The following is a 17,263-nucleotide window of genomic DNA, read 5'->3' as shown; positions in this document are numbered from 1 at the left end:
ATGACTCATGCACCTATTGGAAAGGAAGTCCTGGAACACCGACGAGCAGCTGTTGAGCCGGGAAGAAATAACGAATGCGCTTGCGTTGATGATTCATCGCATGGAGGCCATTGATTCCCGCTGCACAGATGGTTTTCCTCTCTATTCACCAGGAACTGCAGATCAGTGGGTTATCTCGTCGGGAGGCTCCTGGGTGGGAGGATTCTGGAGCGGATGGTGGTGGCTGCGATCACGGATAACAGGATCAGCACTGGATCTACGCAAGGCGTCAGATATCTGTCAGCGCTTATCCTCGAAAATCAGCGTCGACACTATTAACCGCAGCCTGATTTTTTGGCACGGGACATCCCTCGGCGATGTCTGGTTTGGTAATAGCGCTGCACGCGAGCTCACGAAAAAATCTATTGCCGCAATTGCGAGTTCCTATGACCCGGAAATAAATTGTATTCCCCTTGGCACCGGCATGGGTGGCGGAAAGGAAGGGAATCAACGAATTACGATAGACACTCTTGCCGCCCTGATCCAACTTCTCAACCGCAGTGAACATAGCGTTTATCATCAAATCTCACGTTGTCATGCGGATACCCTATTGACTGCATGCCGCAGCGATGGCGGCGCATTTCACCCAGGCGCCTACTTTAGCCACGGGAGTTTTCGAGCTGCTGATCACGCCGGCAAGTGGTCTCGCGGCCAGGCCTGGGCCATGTTGGGATTAAGCCGGGCGGCGGCACAATGGGGGGAACCTTACTTGACCCATACCCATTCCGCTTGTGAATATTGGAGACGTTCGCGGCCTGAGTCTTTGCCGCCGGATCGACTGAACCATCCATCAGGACTTTGCGACCCCTTGTCCTCTGTAATCGCGTCGCTGGCAATGCTCTCCCTCGCGGACCTGATACCTGATGGAGAACAATGGCGTGCTCATGCCCATCAACAGGTTACCGCGATCATTCGCAGCCAATACTTTACCGGGCTTCACGGAAATAGCCATCATCAGAAAAATGGAGACCGGGTGGCTTCGGGAATATTCTGGGGTTGCTGCTACAAAACCAGTCAGGGAAAGAACGAACTGGTTGAGTCGGCCTGGGGCAGTTATTTTCTCATGGTGGCGCTATGTGTTCTCGTTGATGTCATCCAGCCGGGCCATTGTTAACAATATCTGTTACGCAATGATTGCTAAATTCCAAAACATCTATGAATGAAGGATATGAAATGATGAAATGTATGCCTTTTGGATTGATCAGCCGGTTCACCTCCTGCTTATGTTTGATTCCGGCAATCTTTACTTCCTCCCTAGTGATCGCTCAGGAAACCGGGCATGGATCTATTCTCCTGCATGCCGCGCGGGTTTTCGACGGCAGCAACATCAGAACGGATACTTCAGTGTTAGTGATAAACGGGCAAGTGGCTCAAATCGGGACACGCGAATCATTCAAGTCCAGTAATGCCAAAGTCATTGATCTGGGTGATGCAACCATACTACCCGGTTTTATCGAATTGCATGCCCATCTCTCATTCCAGAATGTTCCGGCTGATACCGTTCTGAAACATGGCATTACAACGATTCGGGATGTGGGTGGACCGGTGCACAAGCCATACGGCGGGAACGGCAACCTGCGTGTATTAACCTCCGGACCGATTATTACCGCACCGAATGGTTATCCCATTCCGATGCTGGGAAAAACAAACATTGCCACGGAGGTTTCCAGCGAGAAAGAAGCGCGGGAGACTGTCCGTGATCTTATAAATGGTGGCGCAGTCGTGATCAAGGTCGCACTGGAGCCCGGTGGCGAGGCGGGCGCCCCCTGGTCATCCGGTCATGGTCATGACTCTGGTCATGGCCACGGTCATCATCATGATCAACGGAGTGTAGAACACGCGCACGCTCATCCCAAGCCTGCCCATAACGCTTTGAAGCAAGCATGGCCGCTATTACCAGAAAATATCGTGAAAGCGATTGTGGATGAAGCCCATAAAAATAATCGTAAGGTAACAGTACATATTGCCGAAGCAACCGGTGCGCGCATTGCCATCAACGCGGGTATCGATGAATGGGCCCACGTGCCTTGTGACATTATTCCTGCGTCGTTGCTAAAAAAGGCGGTGGAGCAGAATGTAAAAATAGTCACTACACTGGATACCTTGTCCAAATGTTCGGGCGTGGCTCACAATGCCGGCACTTGGGCGGCGCTGGGTGGCGAATTTTTGTACGGGGCTGAAATTGCGCATCCGGATATTCCCTGGGGAATCGATGCGCAGGAGCTGATCTATATGAGGCAAATGGCAAAAATGGGACTGATCGATGTCCTGCGCGCTGCGACATCCAAAGCGGGTCAGCACCTGAATTTGCCGCTGCTGGGTACCTTACAATCCGGTGCGCCGGCCGATATTATTGCGGTGAAAGGCGATCCCGCCCAAAATCTGAAAATTCTGGAATATCCCGATCTTGTTATTTCGGGGGGCAAAATCGTGGTGAATAATTTTGGAAATTAATTGCTGGTTCGTCATCGGCATACAAGTCACCTTACGGCAATTCTTGCCGCGGCCAGGATTCCCGATCCGTCTCGAATTTGAGCGGCCCCTTGCCGGAAAAGCGATCCAGATAAAGATAGATCACGGGTGTAATGAAAAGCGTAATGATCTGCGAGAACAATAGCCCCCCGACCACGGCGAGACCCAGCGGTTGGCGCAACTCGGCACCTGCACCCAGTCCAAGCGCGATGGGAAGCGCCCCCATCAGTGCCGCCAGGGTGGTCATCATGATGGGGCGAAAACGCAACAGACAGGCAGTCCGGATCGCTTCGCGCTGCGGCATGCCGGCATTGCGCTGCGCATCGAGCGCGAAATCGATCATCATGATGGCATTTTTCTTGACAATACCGATCAGCATCAGGATACCGATCATGGCGATGATGGATAGCTCCATATTGAATAACCACAGCGTCGCCAACGCACCCACCGCCGCGGAGGGCAGCCCGGAAAGAATCGTGAGAGGATGGATGTAGCTCTCATACAGCACGCCAAGCAGCACGTAGATTACCAGCAATGCGGCAACGATCAATACCACCTGGCTCGCTTGTGAAGACTGGAACGCCGCGGCATCGCCCGCATAGCTGGTCAGAACACTCACCGGCATATTCAGTTCGCGCTTGAACTGGTCAATACGAGCCGAGGCATCCCCCAGCGCCGCGCCGGGAGCAAGGTTGAAGGAGATGGTCAAGGCCTCCAGTTGCCCCGCATGATTGATAGCGACCGGCCCTACCTCGCGTTTGACCGAAGCAACGCTCGATAACGGAACCAGCACACCATTTTTGGCGCGCAAATAGATCTTGTTAAAAGCACTTTCGTCAGCACGATCTTCGGCGGTGACCTGCAAAATGACTTGATACTTATCGGTTGAGGTAAAGATTGTGGAAACCTGGCGCTCGCCGAAGGCGCTATAAAGTGCGGAACGAATATCGGCCATTTGCACACCTAACAGGTTGACCTTATCGCGATCGATATCGAGTACTGCCTGCAGCCCTTTTAGTTGAGAGTCGCTGGTCACATCCCGAAAGATGGCATCTTCACGCATACGTGACATGAGGCTATCCGCCGCGGTGCGCAACTCGCCGGCACGTACGCTACGCATGACATATTGATAGCGGCTCTTGCTGGTGCGGCCGCCAAGCCTGAGATTCTGAATGGGGTTTATGAAGACATTCACGCCTGGGACGGCACTCACGTCCCGGCGCAAGTTCTCAATGATCTTATCAAGGGACGCTCGCTCCCCACGCGGCTTAAGGGTCATGAATAGCCGGGCGCTATTGCTATCGGTAGCGTTGACAATTAATGTATCGACCGCGGGATTGGCGCGAATGACGTCGCCGGTACGCTGCAATAGCTCGGACATGGCGGGAAACGAAATATCCTCCACAGCCTCCACTGTGATCAGGGCCTGACCGATATCCTCGGTAGGAAAAAAACCTTTGGGCAGCACCATGAACAACAGACCCGTCGCAACGAAGGTGCCGACGGCAATACCCAACACCACCCGGTGATGATGGAGCGCCAAATCAAGCATGCGTTCATAGACGCCCAGTAGTTTAGTAAACCCGCGCTCGAACCATTCGGTCCATCTCAGGCTGCGTCCTTCGCTTTCATGCCCGGTAATATAGCGGCTGGTCATCACCGGAACCAGCGTGAGCGATACGACAGCGGACATCAGGACGGCGATCCCCACGACGGCGGCAAACTCATGAAAAAGCAGCCCGATCACACCAGGCATGAAAAAAATCGGAATGAAAACGGCAACCAGGGAGAGGGAAATCGAGATGATGGTAAAACTTACTTCCCTGGATCCCTGCAAGGCGGCCTGCAGAGGCGACATGCCCTTCTCGATGTGGCGTACGATATTCTCCAGCATCACGATGGCATCATCCACTACCAACCCGACCGCGAGCGTGATGGCGAGCAATGAAATGTTGTCCAGGCTGTAATCAAAAACGCGCATCAGCGCCACTGTTCCCAATAGCGAAATCGGCAATGACAGCGCCGGAATCAGCGTGGCGGAGGCCTTGCGCAGGAACAGGAAAATCACCAGCAAGACGAGGACAATGGTTATCCCCAGCGTGACCTGCACATCGTGGATGGATTCACGGATCGAAACCGAACGGTCGCTGGTCAGTGTGAGCTGAACCGAGGACGGCATCTGCGCGACCAGTTCCGGAATGACCGCCTTGATGGCATCAACCGTGGCAACGGTATTTGCGCCTGGCTGGCGCTGCACCGACAGCGTGATGGCGCGTTCGCCGTTGACCCAGCTTGCAGTTTTTACAGATTCTACGCTGTCTTCAACTTCCGCCACCTCCGACAGCCGTACTGGATTGCCGCTGGGGGAGGTGGCGATAATCAGTTTCGCAAATTCGGCGGCATTGTTGAGCTGGCGATTGGCTTCGATGGTGAGGCTCTGACGTGGACCTTCGAGCGTGCCAATGGGAGAGTTGGCATTTGCGGTGCGCAGGGCGTCAGCGACGTCGTCAAGCGTCAAATCACGGACCGCAAGCGCTTCCGCGTTCACACGCACACGCACAGCGTATTTCTTCTGGCCATTGATCTGTACCTGTGCCACACCGGTAATTGTCGATAGCGTTGGCGAGATAAGATCTTCGGCGAAACTGTTCAGATCCGATAGCGACATCGAGGGCGACGTCAGGGCAAGATGAATAATGGGAGCATCGGCAGGATTGATCTTGCGGTAGGACGGGGGCGCAGTCATTTCGATTGGCAACGATCGCTGGGCACGCAACAATGCCGCCTGCACATCAATGGAAGCACTGTCGATATCACGATTCTGGTCGAACTCCAGTGTTATCGTGGTATTGCTCAGCGTGCTGGTCGAACTGATGACCGAGAGGCCGGAGATGGTGGAGAATTGCCGCTCGAGTTGGGTCGCCACCGATGAGGCCATCGTCTCGGGACTTGCACCCGGAAGCACCGCGCTTACCGTGATGGTGGGCGAATCGTAACTTGGTAGCGCGGCAATCGGTAAACCGCCGTAGGCAATGATCCCGGCAATGACGGCAGAAGCCGATAGCAGTATCGTCATTACCGGACGGCGAATACACAGTTCGGAGAGATTCATCCTAAATCCGGCAGTTGAGCAGGGTGGAGTGTGCGATTTTTGGGGTGCGGGGCAAGGCGCAACGATGCGGGATGCGACCGCTTAGGGCGGAGCAGCGCCTTCCGCAGGAAGATGCGATCCCGAAGCGGGATGAGCGGTCAACTATCGAATTCAGGTGCAATTGCCGATCCGTTGATTGACTCATCATCTAGCTGCCAACTCCAGCCTCACCACTACGGGGCTTGACCTCTGTTACCACGCTGCCCGGCCTGAGATTCTGCGCCCCTTCAACCACCACACGCGTACCCGGCGCGACGCCTTCTCCCTCTATTACGGCAAGCCCGTCCTGAATCAAACGTACCTCAATGGTCAGCGAGTTCGCTTTGCCATCTTCTCCAATTACGTAAACAAATTTCCTATCCGGACCATTCTGCACTGCCTGCACGGGAACCGTAAGGGCGCCAGCCAGTGTGCGCGGCGTCAGCGTTACGGGAACAAACATGCCCGGCCACAGATGCCTGTCCGCGTTGGGAAATTCCGCTTTGAGACCAATGGTGCCACTCGCCGTATCTACCATGTTATCGACAAATATCAACCGGCCCTGGCGTGTTTGCTTTCCGGCCGCATCCAGCACTACATTAACGGGTACTTCACCTTTGGCGAGCGCTTGTTGCAAAGAGACAAACTCGCGCTCCGGCAAGGTAAAACTGACATTGATCGGATCGATCTGTGTGATGCTTACCAAGGCATCATTCGGTTGTACCAGGCTGCCTTGATACACTGGAATGGCACCTGTGCGCCCGGCAATAGGCGCGGTGATTTCGCTGAAACCGCGAGTGACGCGATTTGCCTGCACCGTCGCCTGATCCACCGAAAGTAGGGCGCGGAGCCCGTCTACCTGGCTCTCCGCCACCTCGAGCGCAGCCTGCGAAATAAAGTTTTGCCGAAACAATTCGCGCTGGCGCTCAAGATTACGCTCGGCATTCGTCAAATCAACCCGGGATTTGGCCAATTGTCCTTCAGTCCGGCTGAGATTGGCGTCCTCGGTGCGCGCATCAAGCGTGAACATCTTCTCGCCCTTTTGCACAAATTGCCCTTCCTTGATATGCACGGCTCTAATCATGGCGCTAAGCTGTGGCCGCACCGCCACCATCTGCTGTGCGGTCACCGTGCCATTGGCCGTCAACCTGACCGCCATATTACTTCGGGTAGCCAAGGCGGTGGCGACATGAATCGCGCTATTGCCCCTGTCACGCTTACTCTTCACATCCGCCGCACCACTCTGGTTGCGCCAGATCCAGGTAGCGGCAATCAACACAACGAACAAAATCCCGGCCATTGTGACCCATGCACGCCGCCTGGTACCCGGCACCGGTTTTGTTTGGGGCTTGCCTTCCATCGAGCCGGTCAATTTATAACCCTTCCCCCAGCCAACCGTATCCGCCATGCGCAGCGGCTGGAAATGGCTTCGTCATGCGTAACCAGAACCAATGTCGTTCCCCGTTCGCGGTTCAGTTCAAACATGAGTTCTATGATTTGTGCACCTGTGGCAGAATCCAGATTGCCGGTAGGTTCATCAGCCAGCAATAATTGCGGCTGCGTGACAAATGCGCGTGCAATGGCAACGCGCTGTTGCTCACCCCCGGACAATTGCCTGGGATAATGCTTTAGACGCATTCCCAACCCAACGCGTTCAAGCAATTCCAGTGCGGCAGTGCTTGCATTGTTTGCACCGGCGAGTTCCAGCGGTAACATTACGTTTTCAACCGCGGTTAACGCGGGCAGCAACTGAAATGACTGGAATACAAAACCCAGCATGCGTCCGCGCAGTGCCGCCCGCGCATCTTCATCCAGCAAAAAAATATCTTCTCCATCAAGATGAACCTTGCCGCTTGAGGGAGTATCTAATCCTGCCAGCAATCCCAGCAACGTCGATTTACCCGAACCCGATGCGCCCACCACGGCAACGGAATCGCCCGCATTTACTTTAAGGTGAATGTCCTCCAGAATGGTGAGCTGATCGTCGCCAGTGCTGACTCGTTTGGTCAAGGCGATTGCCTGCACAATAGGCTTTTCAACAAGGTTATCTGTCATGAAATATTTCCTGATTATCCTCTATACGCTATTTACTTTTATCTCCACCAACTCGGGCGCCACAGCCGTGCCCGGAGCCGCGGCCACCCCAGCGGGCACTACCATTATGGTGTTCGGCGACAGCTTGTCTGCCGGCTACGGCCTGCCGCAGGAGGCTGGATGGGTCAGTCTGCTGAAAAAACGGCTTCAAACGCAATCGCAGATTCACCTAATCAACAACAGCATCAGTGGCGAAACCGCGATGGGTGGACGCAATCGTATCGAACAGGCGCTAAAAATCCATCGCCCGGACATCGTCATTCTCGAACTCGGCGGCAATGACGGATTGCGCGGCGCATCCATCGATTCCATTCGTGACAACCTTGAAGCCATTATTGAAGCCTGCCAGAGAAATAACGCTACGGTGCTGTTGGCGGGGATGCAACTACCGCCCAATTATGGTATAGCATACACACAAAAATTTCAGGATATTTACACGCAGCTGACAAAACGCCACCGGCTCAAACTGGTACCCTTTCTGTTGGACGGTTTTGGCGACAAGCGTGAATTCTTTCAGGCGGATGGAATACATCCGAATGGGCACGCACAACAAAAAATCATGGAAAATGTGTGGAAAGTATTACGAACAATGCTTAAATCACAGCCGACCATTGCTGATGGACGCCCCTGAAACTTTACATTGACCCGGTGCACTGTTGAGCTATACTTATAATGCGAGTGTGGTTTTTATCCTTGATCCCAATTTAGCGCTTCACTTAAAAAGATGACACCTTTTTTCGGCGAATTGATAGGTACCTGCCTGCTGGTCGTACTTGGGAACGGTGTGGTAGCCAATGTCGTATTGAGTAAAACAAAAGGCAATAATAGCGGCTGGATTGCCATTACTCTGGGATGGGGAGTTGCTGTATTCGTCGGCGTGTATGCGGTGTCCACTATAAGCGGTGCGCATATCAACCCGGCGGCATCCATTGCTCTGGCTGCCGCGGGTAAATTCGCGTGGGGCGACGTACCCACTTACATTGCCGGACAAATGCTGGGTGCGATGATCGGTGCGCTGATCGTATGGGTGACCTATCGTCAACATTTTGAACAAACGCAAGATGCGAACGCGAAACTTTCCGCATTTTGTACCGGACCCGCGATAAGAAGTCCTTTCAATAACCTTGTCTCCGAGATTGTCGGAACATTTATATTGATTTTTGGCATTTTGCATATGGTTGCCCCGCAGAGCAGTCTTGGATCACTGGACGCCCTGCCAGCCGCTTTGCTGGTATTCGGCATCGGTTTATCACTGGGTGGGACGACGGGTTTTGCGATTAACCCGGCTCGTGACCTGGGGCCGCGCATTATGCATGCCATTCTGCCAATACCCAATAAAAGGGACAGCGATTGGAGCTACGCGTACATTCCAGTGATCGGCCCCATAGTTGGAGGCCTTCTTGCTGTTTCTATTTTTAAATTGTTGTGATCAAGTTTCTTGCGAGAGTCAAAAAAAGGAACAGAATTTCTCGATGCAGATTATGTTAACACTTTGACCCATCTCAATTTTTATTCCACCTCTTCAATCTCTTCCATTCGCGCAGAAGTTGAATCCCCGGTACTTTGATATTGCCGGAATTGTCCCTGCCGTTAGCGGTACCCAGGCGGCCAGCATGCTCGCCGGCTTGCATTAATGATGCGAATGCAGCCCCTCCTCACCTGATATGATCCGATTGGCATCGCCATCGAATACCCATGATTCAGAGCATAGTGAGATATTGAAATGGTAAATTCACATCTGGCAGAATCAGGGACACGCTTAAAATAGCTGCCCGGATATTGGAAAAACAGATCTGGTATCAATAAACACACAGGAAAACCATGGATAGCTATCAGCATATCTTACTGGCAGTGGACCTTTCCCCACATGGCGATTATGTGATCCAAAAAGCACAGCATCTCGCAAATATTTTTCATGCGAAACTGAGCATTATTCATGTACTGGATAATATTCCAATGCCGGATACGGCCTATGGCACAATTATTCCGCTGTACAAAGATTCATCATACGAATTGCTGGAAGCGGAGAAATCCAGGTTGATGCAACTCGGTGACCAACTGAATGTCGACCCTGGCTGCCGCTGGATGGTCTGGGGGGTCCCGGGGCAGGAAATCGTGCGGATTGCGGAGCAGGAGCAGGTGGATTTAATTATTGTCGGCTCGCATGGGCGTCATGGCCTCGCTCTATTGCTGGGATCAACGGCAAACAGTGTCCTGCATCATGCCACATGCGATGTGATGGCAATCCGCTTGCAGGACGAAACCACACACAAGCAATCTGCCGGGAGAGATAGCGCACACTCCATCACATTGAATCCGAAGACCGCCTGACGCCCGCAACCTGCCAGACCTGAAGAATCGATAATTTGGAGAGGGTTCCGGTGGAAGTTTCAGGCCGGGACCCGTGCTACCAGAATTTCCACCAGGAATCGCCGGTCGCCGCGGTCGAATCAGGGAAGAATCGACTGTTAGGGAAATTTTTTGTCATCACGCGCGCGGCGTCGTCACGCAAATCGGTCATTCCCAGCGCATCATAGGCTTTTATCATGATGAATAGCGCTTCCTCCGTGGCTGGTGTCTGCGGGTATTCCTTGAGGGTAAATTGCGCACGATTCAGAGCGGCGACATAGCCGCCTCGTCTCATGTAATAACGCGCTACCTGCACCTCGTTTAGCGCCACTACATTCACCAGATGCTTCATGCGTTGTACCGCATCGGGCGTGTATTTGCTATCGGGAAAACGGGTAACCAATTCCCTGAAATTATCGAATGACTCACGTGACGCCTTCGGGTCGCGCTCGCTCATATCCTGGCCGAGAATCTTTTCCGACACGATGCCCATCAGCCCCAGGTCATCATTAAAATTCGCCAACCCTTTGAGGTAATAAGCATAGTCCACGTTCGCATGATTCGGGTGCAGCTTGATGAAACGGTCGGCGGCGGCAATAGCCGTGGCCTGTTCGCCGTCTTTGTAATGCGCATAGCCAATCTCAAGCTGCGCCTGCTGCGCATAGCGTCCGTAGGGATAACGGGCTTCCAGCTGCTCGAATAGTTTAATTGCGGCCGAGTAATTTCCACTGGACATCTCCGATTTCGCCTCGGAATAGAACTTGCTGGCAGACCAATTCTTGGAATCGTCCGGGTTGTTCTGTTTTGGCAGCAGGCCACACGCTGATAGCAGCAATACCAGAAATAAAGCTACACTACGCGACATGGCAAATTCACCGGAAAGTAAGGACGAATATTATTATTATAGCGCAAAGCCCCCTATCGTCTGAATCGGCTGACAGCATCACCGAATTGACCATCCCCCCGGATTACGCGGGAATGCGGCTTGACCAGGCGCTGGCGCGCCTGCTGCCCGATTGGTCTCGCAGCCGGCTACAGGGTTGGATATTGGAAAAACGGATTAGCGTGGATGAGCGGGAAGCCATTCCCAAACAAAAATTATGGGGGGGAGAAAAGATACAGGTCAGGCAACCCATAAGCGGTCACATCGAAACCGCTTATGCCGCCGAAGCCATCCCGCTTGATATTATTTACGAAGACGATGTGCTCATGGTTATCAACAAGCCGGCCGGATTGGTTGTACACCCCGGCAGCGGCAACTGGCAGGGTACCCTCCTGAACGCGCTGCTGCACCACGCGGCGCAACTGAGCGCCGTGCCGCGTGCGGGCATCGTACACCGGCTGGATAAAGAAACCAGCGGGCTGCTGGTGGTGGCGAAAACCCTGGAAGCACAAACCAGTCTGGTGCGGCAATTGCAAAAACATACCGTGAAGCGTGATTACCTGGCGTTGGTGCTGGGCCATGTTTCCGTCGAGGGGTCGATTGACGCACCGGTGGGACGGCACCCGGTACAGCGTACGAAAATGACCGTTACCGCGAGCGGCAAGGAGGCACGTACCCACTATCGGGTGGTGGAAAAATTCGATGGCTGCACCCTGCTTCAGTGCAGCCTGGAAACCGGCCGCACGCATCAGATTCGTGTGCACATGCACTCCATTGGCCATCCGCTGGTGGGCGATCCGGTTTATGGCGGCAAGCCGAAAAAAATCTCGCGAGAAACAGGACAACTGATTGCCGGTTTTCCAAGACAAGCGTTGCATGCACAAAAACTGGAGTTATCCCATCCGCAACACAGCAGAAGAATGATGTGGGAGGCGGCATTACCCGAGGATATGAACCGATTGCTGCTGATGCTGCAACAACATCGCGAACGTAATTCCACGCTTGTCAATTCACCTGCATGAACGACTGGATCGTTCCAGACTGGCCCGCACCCGGCAATGTCAAGGCGCTGTTTACCACACGAAATGGTGGGGTCAGCAGTGGACCTTACGCCAGTTTTAACCTGGGAGATCATGTGGGCGACGATCCTGTAGCGGTCGAACAAAACCGCTCTCTACTGTGTCAAATTTTGCCGGGCGAACCCCGGTGGCTGAAACAGGTACACGGCACGACGTCTGTCAGGATCGACGATTATGATTGTTCAACCCCCTGTGATGGTGACGCCGCGTTCAGCCGATGCGCCGGCAACGTCTGTGCGGTGCTTGTCGCCGATTGTCTGCCCGTCCTATTGTGCAACCATGCAGGTACCCTGGCCGGCGTGATCCACGCGGGCTGGCGGGGAATGGTGGGAGGAGTTATCGAACGCACGCTATCGGAGATAAACCGGGCAGACGGGATAGACCTCCGGATCATGGCATGGCTCGGGCCTGCAATCGGCCCTCGCCATTTTGAGGTGGGTGAGGAAGTGCGCCAGGCATTTATCGAGCATGACAGGAAATCCGCTATCGCTTTCCGGCCACACCACGCTCACAACGGCAAATGGTTCGCCGATCTTTTTCTGCTGGCGCGACAGCGATTGACGGAAGCCGGCGTCAACGAAGTTTACGGTGGAGGCGAATGCACCTTCAGCAATCCGGAAAAATTCTTTTCCTATCGCCGGGACGGCAGTACCGGACGAATGGCAGGATTGATCTGGCTGGATAGGTGAATATGCGGCGAAGCCCTGCCGCCATTGCCCCTTTTGCTTCGGTTTTACACCCCGCAAAAGCGTATAATCCCGCATTTTCCGAAAATCATCTTTAAGCCTGAATCCAGCGGTAGACCGCTCATTTTTCAGCTCGTTTCCAGTTAAGCGCCATGACCCGTAATGATGTACTGCATCACTCCACCTTCACTTTCTTAGTGAATTCGCTACAACTGCCGGATTTAGATTAATGTCTGTTCTCACGTGGATCATCATCACGACTCTGTTTGGCGGCGCATTAAGCGTATTGTTCGCTGCCGCGCTGACACTCAATACCCGCGTCTCGTGGGTACAAATGCTGGTTTCATACGCGATAGGGGCGCTGCTGGGAGCCGCATTTCTCAACGCGTTGCCGGAAGCGCTCGAGTTATCAAAAGATCCCGCCCAAATGACCGGCACGGTGCTATTTGGCATCCTGCTATTCTTCATTCTGGAAAAACTGGTGTTGTGGCGCCACTGTCACCTGGAAGAATGCGAGGTACATGATCCACTGCACGGGACCGCCGATATCGTGGCCGCACCTGTGAACGATCACGATCATGGCCGCAGCGGCATGTTGATCATGCTGGGCGACACGTTTCACAATTTTGTCGACGGCATACTCATTGCGGCGGCGTTCATGGCCGACATACAACTGGGTATTGTCACCTCTATCGCCATTATTGCGCATGAGATTCCGCAGGAAGCCGGTGACTTTCTGATTCTGCTCAATTCCGGTTATACTCGCCGGCAGGCGCTGCTTTTTAACCTGTTATCCAGCTTTGCCACGCTGATCGGCGCCATGTTGACCTACTTCATGTTGCAAGACATGAATCATCTTCTCCCATCGCTGCTGGGATTGGCCGCGGCCAGTATGATTTATGTGGCAATGTCCGATTTGATTCCCGGCCTGCACAAACGCCCTGAAATCGATGCGACCATACAGCAGGTTGCACTTATCACACTGGGCATCAGTTCCATCTGGCTGGCCGGCAGCCTTTTCTCTCATCATGCCTGAACCATCGAATCGCCAGATCAGTTAACCGGTCGAATCAGTCGAAGCTCTCATAGGCTGAGCAGGCCCTGTTCCGATACTTTATTTCTTTCATAGCCAATATTTCAGTAGCCATGTCCTCTCCCAAACCCTTATCTCCCAAAGTCGGTTTTGTCTCGCTCGGTTGCCCCAAGGCGCTGGTCGATTCCGAGCAGATTCTTACCCAGTTGCGTGCCGAAGGCTATGACATCTCCTCCACCTACGAGGACGCGGACCTGGTAGTCATCAACACCTGCGGTTTTATCGACAGCGCGGTGGAGGAATCACTGGATGCCATTGGCGAAGCGCTGGCGGAGAACGGCAAGGTCATCGTCACCGGGTGCCTCGGCGCCAAAGGCGGCGGCGAAGTGGTCAAACAAGCGCATCCACAGGTGCTGGCGGTCACCGGCCCGCATGCGTTGCCGGAGGTCATGGCGGCGGTACACATGCATCTGCCGCAGCCGCATGACCCTTATACCAGCCTGATCCCCCCGCAGGGGATACGTCTCACTCCCAGGCATTATGCCTATGTCAAGATCTCCGAAGGCTGCAATCATCGTTGCACTTTCTGCATTATCCCCTCCATGCGCGGCGATCTGGTCAGCCGTCCCGTTAATCAGGTGATGCAGGAGGCGGAGAATCTGGTTAACGCCGGTGTCAAGGAGTTGCTCATCATTTCTCAGGACACGAGCGCCTATGGCGTTGACGTGAAATATCGCACTGGCTTCTGGCAAGGCAGGCCGCTCAAAACCCGCATGACCGAGCTAGTACGTGCTCTGGGGGAATTCGGCGTGTGGGTGCGATTGCACTACGTCTATCCCTATCCTCATGTCGATGAAGTGATTCCACTGATGGCCGAAGGGAAAATTCTGCCCTATCTCGACGTGCCGTTTCAGCACGCCAGCCCGCGCATCCTGAAGGCGATGAAACGCCCCGCCAGTTCCGAAAACAACCTGGCACGCATCAGACAATGGCGGGAGGTTTACCCGGATATTACGCTGCGCAGTACTTTCATTGTTGGTTTTCCCGGCGAAACGGAAGCGGAGTTTGAAGAACTTCTGGAATTCCTGCAGGAAGCGCAACTGAACCGCGTCGGCTGCTTCGCCTACTCGCCAGTGCAGGGTGCTGCAGCAAACACGCTGCCCGATCACATCCCCGAAGAGGTAAAGGAAGAACGCCGCGCCCGCTTCATGGCGGTGCAGAAAGAAATCAGTACTGCGCTGCTTACCCGAAAAATCGGCAAACACATGACCGTGCTGGTGGACGAAATACAGAAAAACAAGGCCATCGCTCGTAGCAGCGCCGATGCGCCCGAAATCGATGGCGTGGTTTACATCGATAACGCAAAAACAATGAAACCCGGCGAGTTTATCGAGGTCGAAATTACCAGCTCTGATGCGCATGATTTATGGGCCAAGGGGATGGTTGCATAATACAACCAGCGTGGGGCGTAATAAGCGAAGCGCATTGCGCCGCATGAGTTTCCTCAACACCGGAAGCAATGGTATGCCATTGCACTCCAAAGCATGTACAGCGAATCAAGGGACTATGACTTGAATATCGAGCAAAAAATTAAATCAATTCATGCGGGAGATTAATTTGAAAAAGATTCTTGCTATTGCGCTGAGCTTAATTGCCACGACGACGGTGGCGGCAAACGAGGTCGATAAACGCCGGATACTGCCATTTAATGAAATGCAACGCGATCATGTGCTTACCGAAATGCGAGCCCTGCTAACCGGAACGCAGAATATTCTGGATGCACTTCTAAGGGAAGATATGATAGCGGTCGCGCGTTACGCGAGACCGCTAGGCATGGGGATGACGCACAAAGCCGAAGACCATCTCAAGGCGATACTACCGAAGGAGTTCATGCAGCTTGGCATGTCGGTACATAAGGATTTCGACCAGATCGCCATGGATGCTGAATCCTTGAAAGATCCCAAGCATACGCTACGGCAATTGAGCGAATCCATGAAAAAGTGCAATGCCTGCCACGCCGGCTATCAGATTCGCGTCAAGGAGCAATCCGCTCAACCGGGAATGCATTCTTCCCATCATCAGCATTAGCAACGCAAAACGCCAGCAGTATTTGACGTAACGGGAGGAGATGGCAAAACGGCTGCCGGTGAGTTTGTATAAAAAACTACTCAGCAGGCGTAATTTTACCCGAATGTTTCATAAATTCACGTGCCCTCACTGGTCTCTCGTTTCGTAAGGAAGCTTTTTACACGAATTTATGAAACACCCCGGAGACGATGCAAAAAAATAATCAGGGTCAGGGCAAGATTTCATGTCTTGAAAATATTACCCCGATCCTGATTTTGCCATTGTTATTATTATTCTTACTGCATTATTATTATTGTTGCCCCTTCCATACTTCCTGTTTCTCTTCCCTGAGCCTCTAAAAAACCAATCAATAGCGCGACTCGACCTCGCTAACTCTTCCGCCGCCTGCTTGCCCATAACCCGGCCAAAGCAATGCCGAGTAAGGCCGCGGTTCCGGGTTCCGGTACCGTGGTTTGCGGATCTGGATCGGGAGGAGGAACCACCACGGTTCCTAGCGTACCCGTAATCTGGCTGAGCTTGAAATAGTCGTACTTACTGTCGGGGGGGCTATGCCGAACAGTGTCCTGTAGTGACGGCGCAAAAATCAGATAACGGCCCGTCTCATCCCCAGAGACAGATTTTGTTGTATTAATGGCAACATTATTGAAACCGCCTGAGCTGTTGAAACCGAGACCTGAGAGACTTGAGAATGTTTGTCCTGTAAAGTCAAAATTCGCCCCGAGGCTTGCTCCGCCAATCCACCAGCGAATATCGGAATCGTTATCCCTCCAGCCAATCTGGAAACTGTCAAGGTCAAACAGCGAATTGCTAAACTCAAAGACAACGAGATCATCCCTTCCATCGTTATCAATCGCATGGTCGGGCGAATCATTTTCGTTATTTGAGTAAGACCTGCCCACTTGATCAGGGTTCTTGACACCTATTCCACCGCTATAGACAGTGATCGTTGCCTTCTCGAATGCGCCTGATCCTGCATTATCATTGGTAGCATAGGCTCGAGCCGTAAGTATTTCGGTGCCTTTAGTAAATGTGCAAGCATTTCCCACACCATTGGTGCAAGCATCTGCTGTCGTGCTTGAGTTGCTAATCGTATCCCATGTTATGACGGCTGCAGTGGCAGTGCCGGCCAATCCCGCACTCAGAATCACCGCCCCCCCTACAATCAACTTTTTCACTTTTATCTCCATCCTCAGGTACGTTTAAGTTTTATATTATTGCACCAATATCCTTTAAGCAAATCTTGTGCCAGATATTAATAATAATATGCAACAGCTACTTACCTATCTATTCAAAATTAAAGAGATGGCTGATGTAAAGAGCTCCGACACTCGCGTGGGGCAGCATTATGCTGGAGTCCCAAGCTGAATGTTACGAAAAAATGGTGGAATACTTAGGGGCGCTGATAAAAGA

Annotated in this window: 15 protein-coding genes; 10 read left to right on the top strand and 5 right to left on the bottom strand. The window is 53.1% G+C overall.

Going from position 1 to position 17,263, the window contains the following annotated elements:
• Positions 1 to 7 precede the first annotated feature (7 nt).
• Positions 8 to 1,153, top strand: coding sequence for a glucuronyl hydrolase (locus tag BLR00_RS06085; RefSeq protein WP_074631561.1), 1,146 nt, complete (start codon positions 8 to 10; stop codon positions 1,151 to 1,153).
• A 59-nt stretch (positions 1,154 to 1,212) separates the two neighbouring features.
• Entirely contained in the window at positions 1,213 to 2,493 is a 1,281-nt protein-coding gene (locus tag BLR00_RS06080) for an amidohydrolase family protein (protein WP_074631558.1), read from the top strand.
• A gap of 31 nt (positions 2,494 to 2,524) precedes the next feature.
• On the opposite strand, the gene BLR00_RS06075 is transcribed toward BLR00_RS06080, so the two are convergent.
• The 3 genes from BLR00_RS06075 to BLR00_RS06065 form a co-directional block, all read right to left on the bottom strand.
• A complete protein-coding gene (locus tag BLR00_RS06075; RefSeq protein WP_074631555.1) occupies positions 2,525 to 5,623 on the bottom strand; it encodes an efflux RND transporter permease subunit in 3,099 nt (1,032 codons plus the stop codon).
• A 187-nt stretch (positions 5,624 to 5,810) separates the two neighbouring features.
• On the bottom strand, positions 5,811 to 7,049 hold the full coding sequence (locus tag BLR00_RS06070; RefSeq protein ID WP_256324064.1) for an efflux RND transporter periplasmic adaptor subunit: 1,239 nt from the start codon (positions 7,047 to 7,049) through the stop codon (positions 5,811 to 5,813).
• Positions 7,010 to 7,696, bottom strand: coding sequence for an ABC transporter ATP-binding protein (locus BLR00_RS06065; RefSeq protein ID WP_074631552.1), 687 nt, complete (start codon positions 7,694 to 7,696; stop codon positions 7,010 to 7,012). The genes BLR00_RS06070 and BLR00_RS06065 overlap by 40 nt, the downstream gene beginning before the upstream one ends.
• Between BLR00_RS06065 and BLR00_RS06060 the strand changes: the two genes are divergently transcribed.
• The 3 genes from BLR00_RS06060 to BLR00_RS06050 all read left to right on the top strand — a co-directional run bounded on the left by BLR00_RS06060 (position 7,695) and on the right by BLR00_RS06050 (position 10,066).
• A complete protein-coding gene (locus BLR00_RS06060; protein WP_074631549.1) occupies positions 7,695 to 8,366 on the top strand; it encodes an arylesterase in 672 nt (223 codons plus the stop codon). The genes BLR00_RS06065 and BLR00_RS06060 overlap by 2 nt on opposite strands.
• Positions 8,367 to 8,459: 93 nt before the next feature.
• Complete coding sequence (locus BLR00_RS06055; protein ID WP_074631547.1) at positions 8,460 to 9,164, top strand: MIP/aquaporin family protein; 705 nt, start codon at positions 8,460 to 8,462, stop codon at positions 9,162 to 9,164.
• Positions 9,165 to 9,556: 392 nt separating this feature from the next.
• Positions 9,557 to 10,066, top strand: coding sequence for a universal stress protein (locus tag BLR00_RS06050; protein WP_074631544.1), 510 nt, complete (start codon positions 9,557 to 9,559; stop codon positions 10,064 to 10,066).
• A 76-nt stretch (positions 10,067 to 10,142) separates the two neighbouring features.
• On the opposite strand, the gene BLR00_RS06045 is transcribed toward BLR00_RS06050, so the two are convergent.
• Entirely contained in the window at positions 10,143 to 10,949 is an 807-nt protein-coding gene (locus BLR00_RS06045) for an outer membrane protein assembly factor BamD (RefSeq protein WP_074631541.1), read from the bottom strand.
• Positions 10,950 to 11,062: 113 nt separating this feature from the next.
• Here BLR00_RS06045 and rluD point away from each other — a divergent pair, with 113 nt between their 5' ends.
• From rluD to BLR00_RS06020, 5 genes are all read left to right on the top strand, one after another.
• Complete coding sequence (gene rluD, locus BLR00_RS06040) at positions 11,063 to 11,989, top strand: 23S rRNA pseudouridine(1911/1915/1917) synthase RluD (protein WP_256324190.1); 927 nt, start codon at positions 11,063 to 11,065, stop codon at positions 11,987 to 11,989.
• Positions 11,986 to 12,735 carry a peptidoglycan editing factor PgeF gene (gene pgeF, locus BLR00_RS06035; RefSeq protein WP_074631539.1) on the top strand — a complete coding sequence of 250 codons (750 nt, stop codon included), beginning with the start codon at positions 11,986 to 11,988 and terminating at the stop codon, positions 12,733 to 12,735. Before rluD ends, pgeF begins: the two co-directional genes overlap by 4 nt.
• 226 nt (positions 12,736 to 12,961) lie before the next feature.
• The gene (locus BLR00_RS06030; RefSeq protein WP_074631537.1) at positions 12,962 to 13,768 is read left to right on the top strand and encodes a ZIP family metal transporter; all 807 of its coding nucleotides are present in this window, start codon (positions 12,962 to 12,964) and stop codon (positions 13,766 to 13,768) included.
• 110 nt (positions 13,769 to 13,878) lie between these two features.
• A complete protein-coding gene (gene rimO, locus BLR00_RS06025) occupies positions 13,879 to 15,216 on the top strand; it encodes a 30S ribosomal protein S12 methylthiotransferase RimO (protein WP_074631534.1) in 1,338 nt (445 codons plus the stop codon).
• Positions 15,217 to 15,382: 166 nt separating this feature from the next.
• Positions 15,383 to 15,853, top strand: coding sequence for a hypothetical protein (locus BLR00_RS06020; RefSeq protein ID WP_256324063.1), 471 nt, complete (start codon positions 15,383 to 15,385; stop codon positions 15,851 to 15,853).
• Between the two features lie 368 nt (positions 15,854 to 16,221).
• Here the strand turns inward: BLR00_RS06020 and xdp1 are convergent, their stop codons facing one another.
• Complete coding sequence (gene xdp1, locus BLR00_RS06015; RefSeq protein ID WP_074631529.1) at positions 16,222 to 17,028, bottom strand: exosortase-dependent surface protein XDP1; 807 nt, start codon at positions 17,026 to 17,028, stop codon at positions 16,222 to 16,224.
• Positions 17,029 to 17,263: the final 235 nt, after the last annotated feature.

It is taken from the genome of Nitrosospira multiformis (assembly GCF_900103165.1).
Classification (GTDB): Bacteria; Pseudomonadota; Gammaproteobacteria; order Burkholderiales; family Nitrosomonadaceae; genus Nitrosospira; species Nitrosospira multiformis_D.
This window is presented reverse-complemented; position numbering and strand designations above follow the sequence as displayed.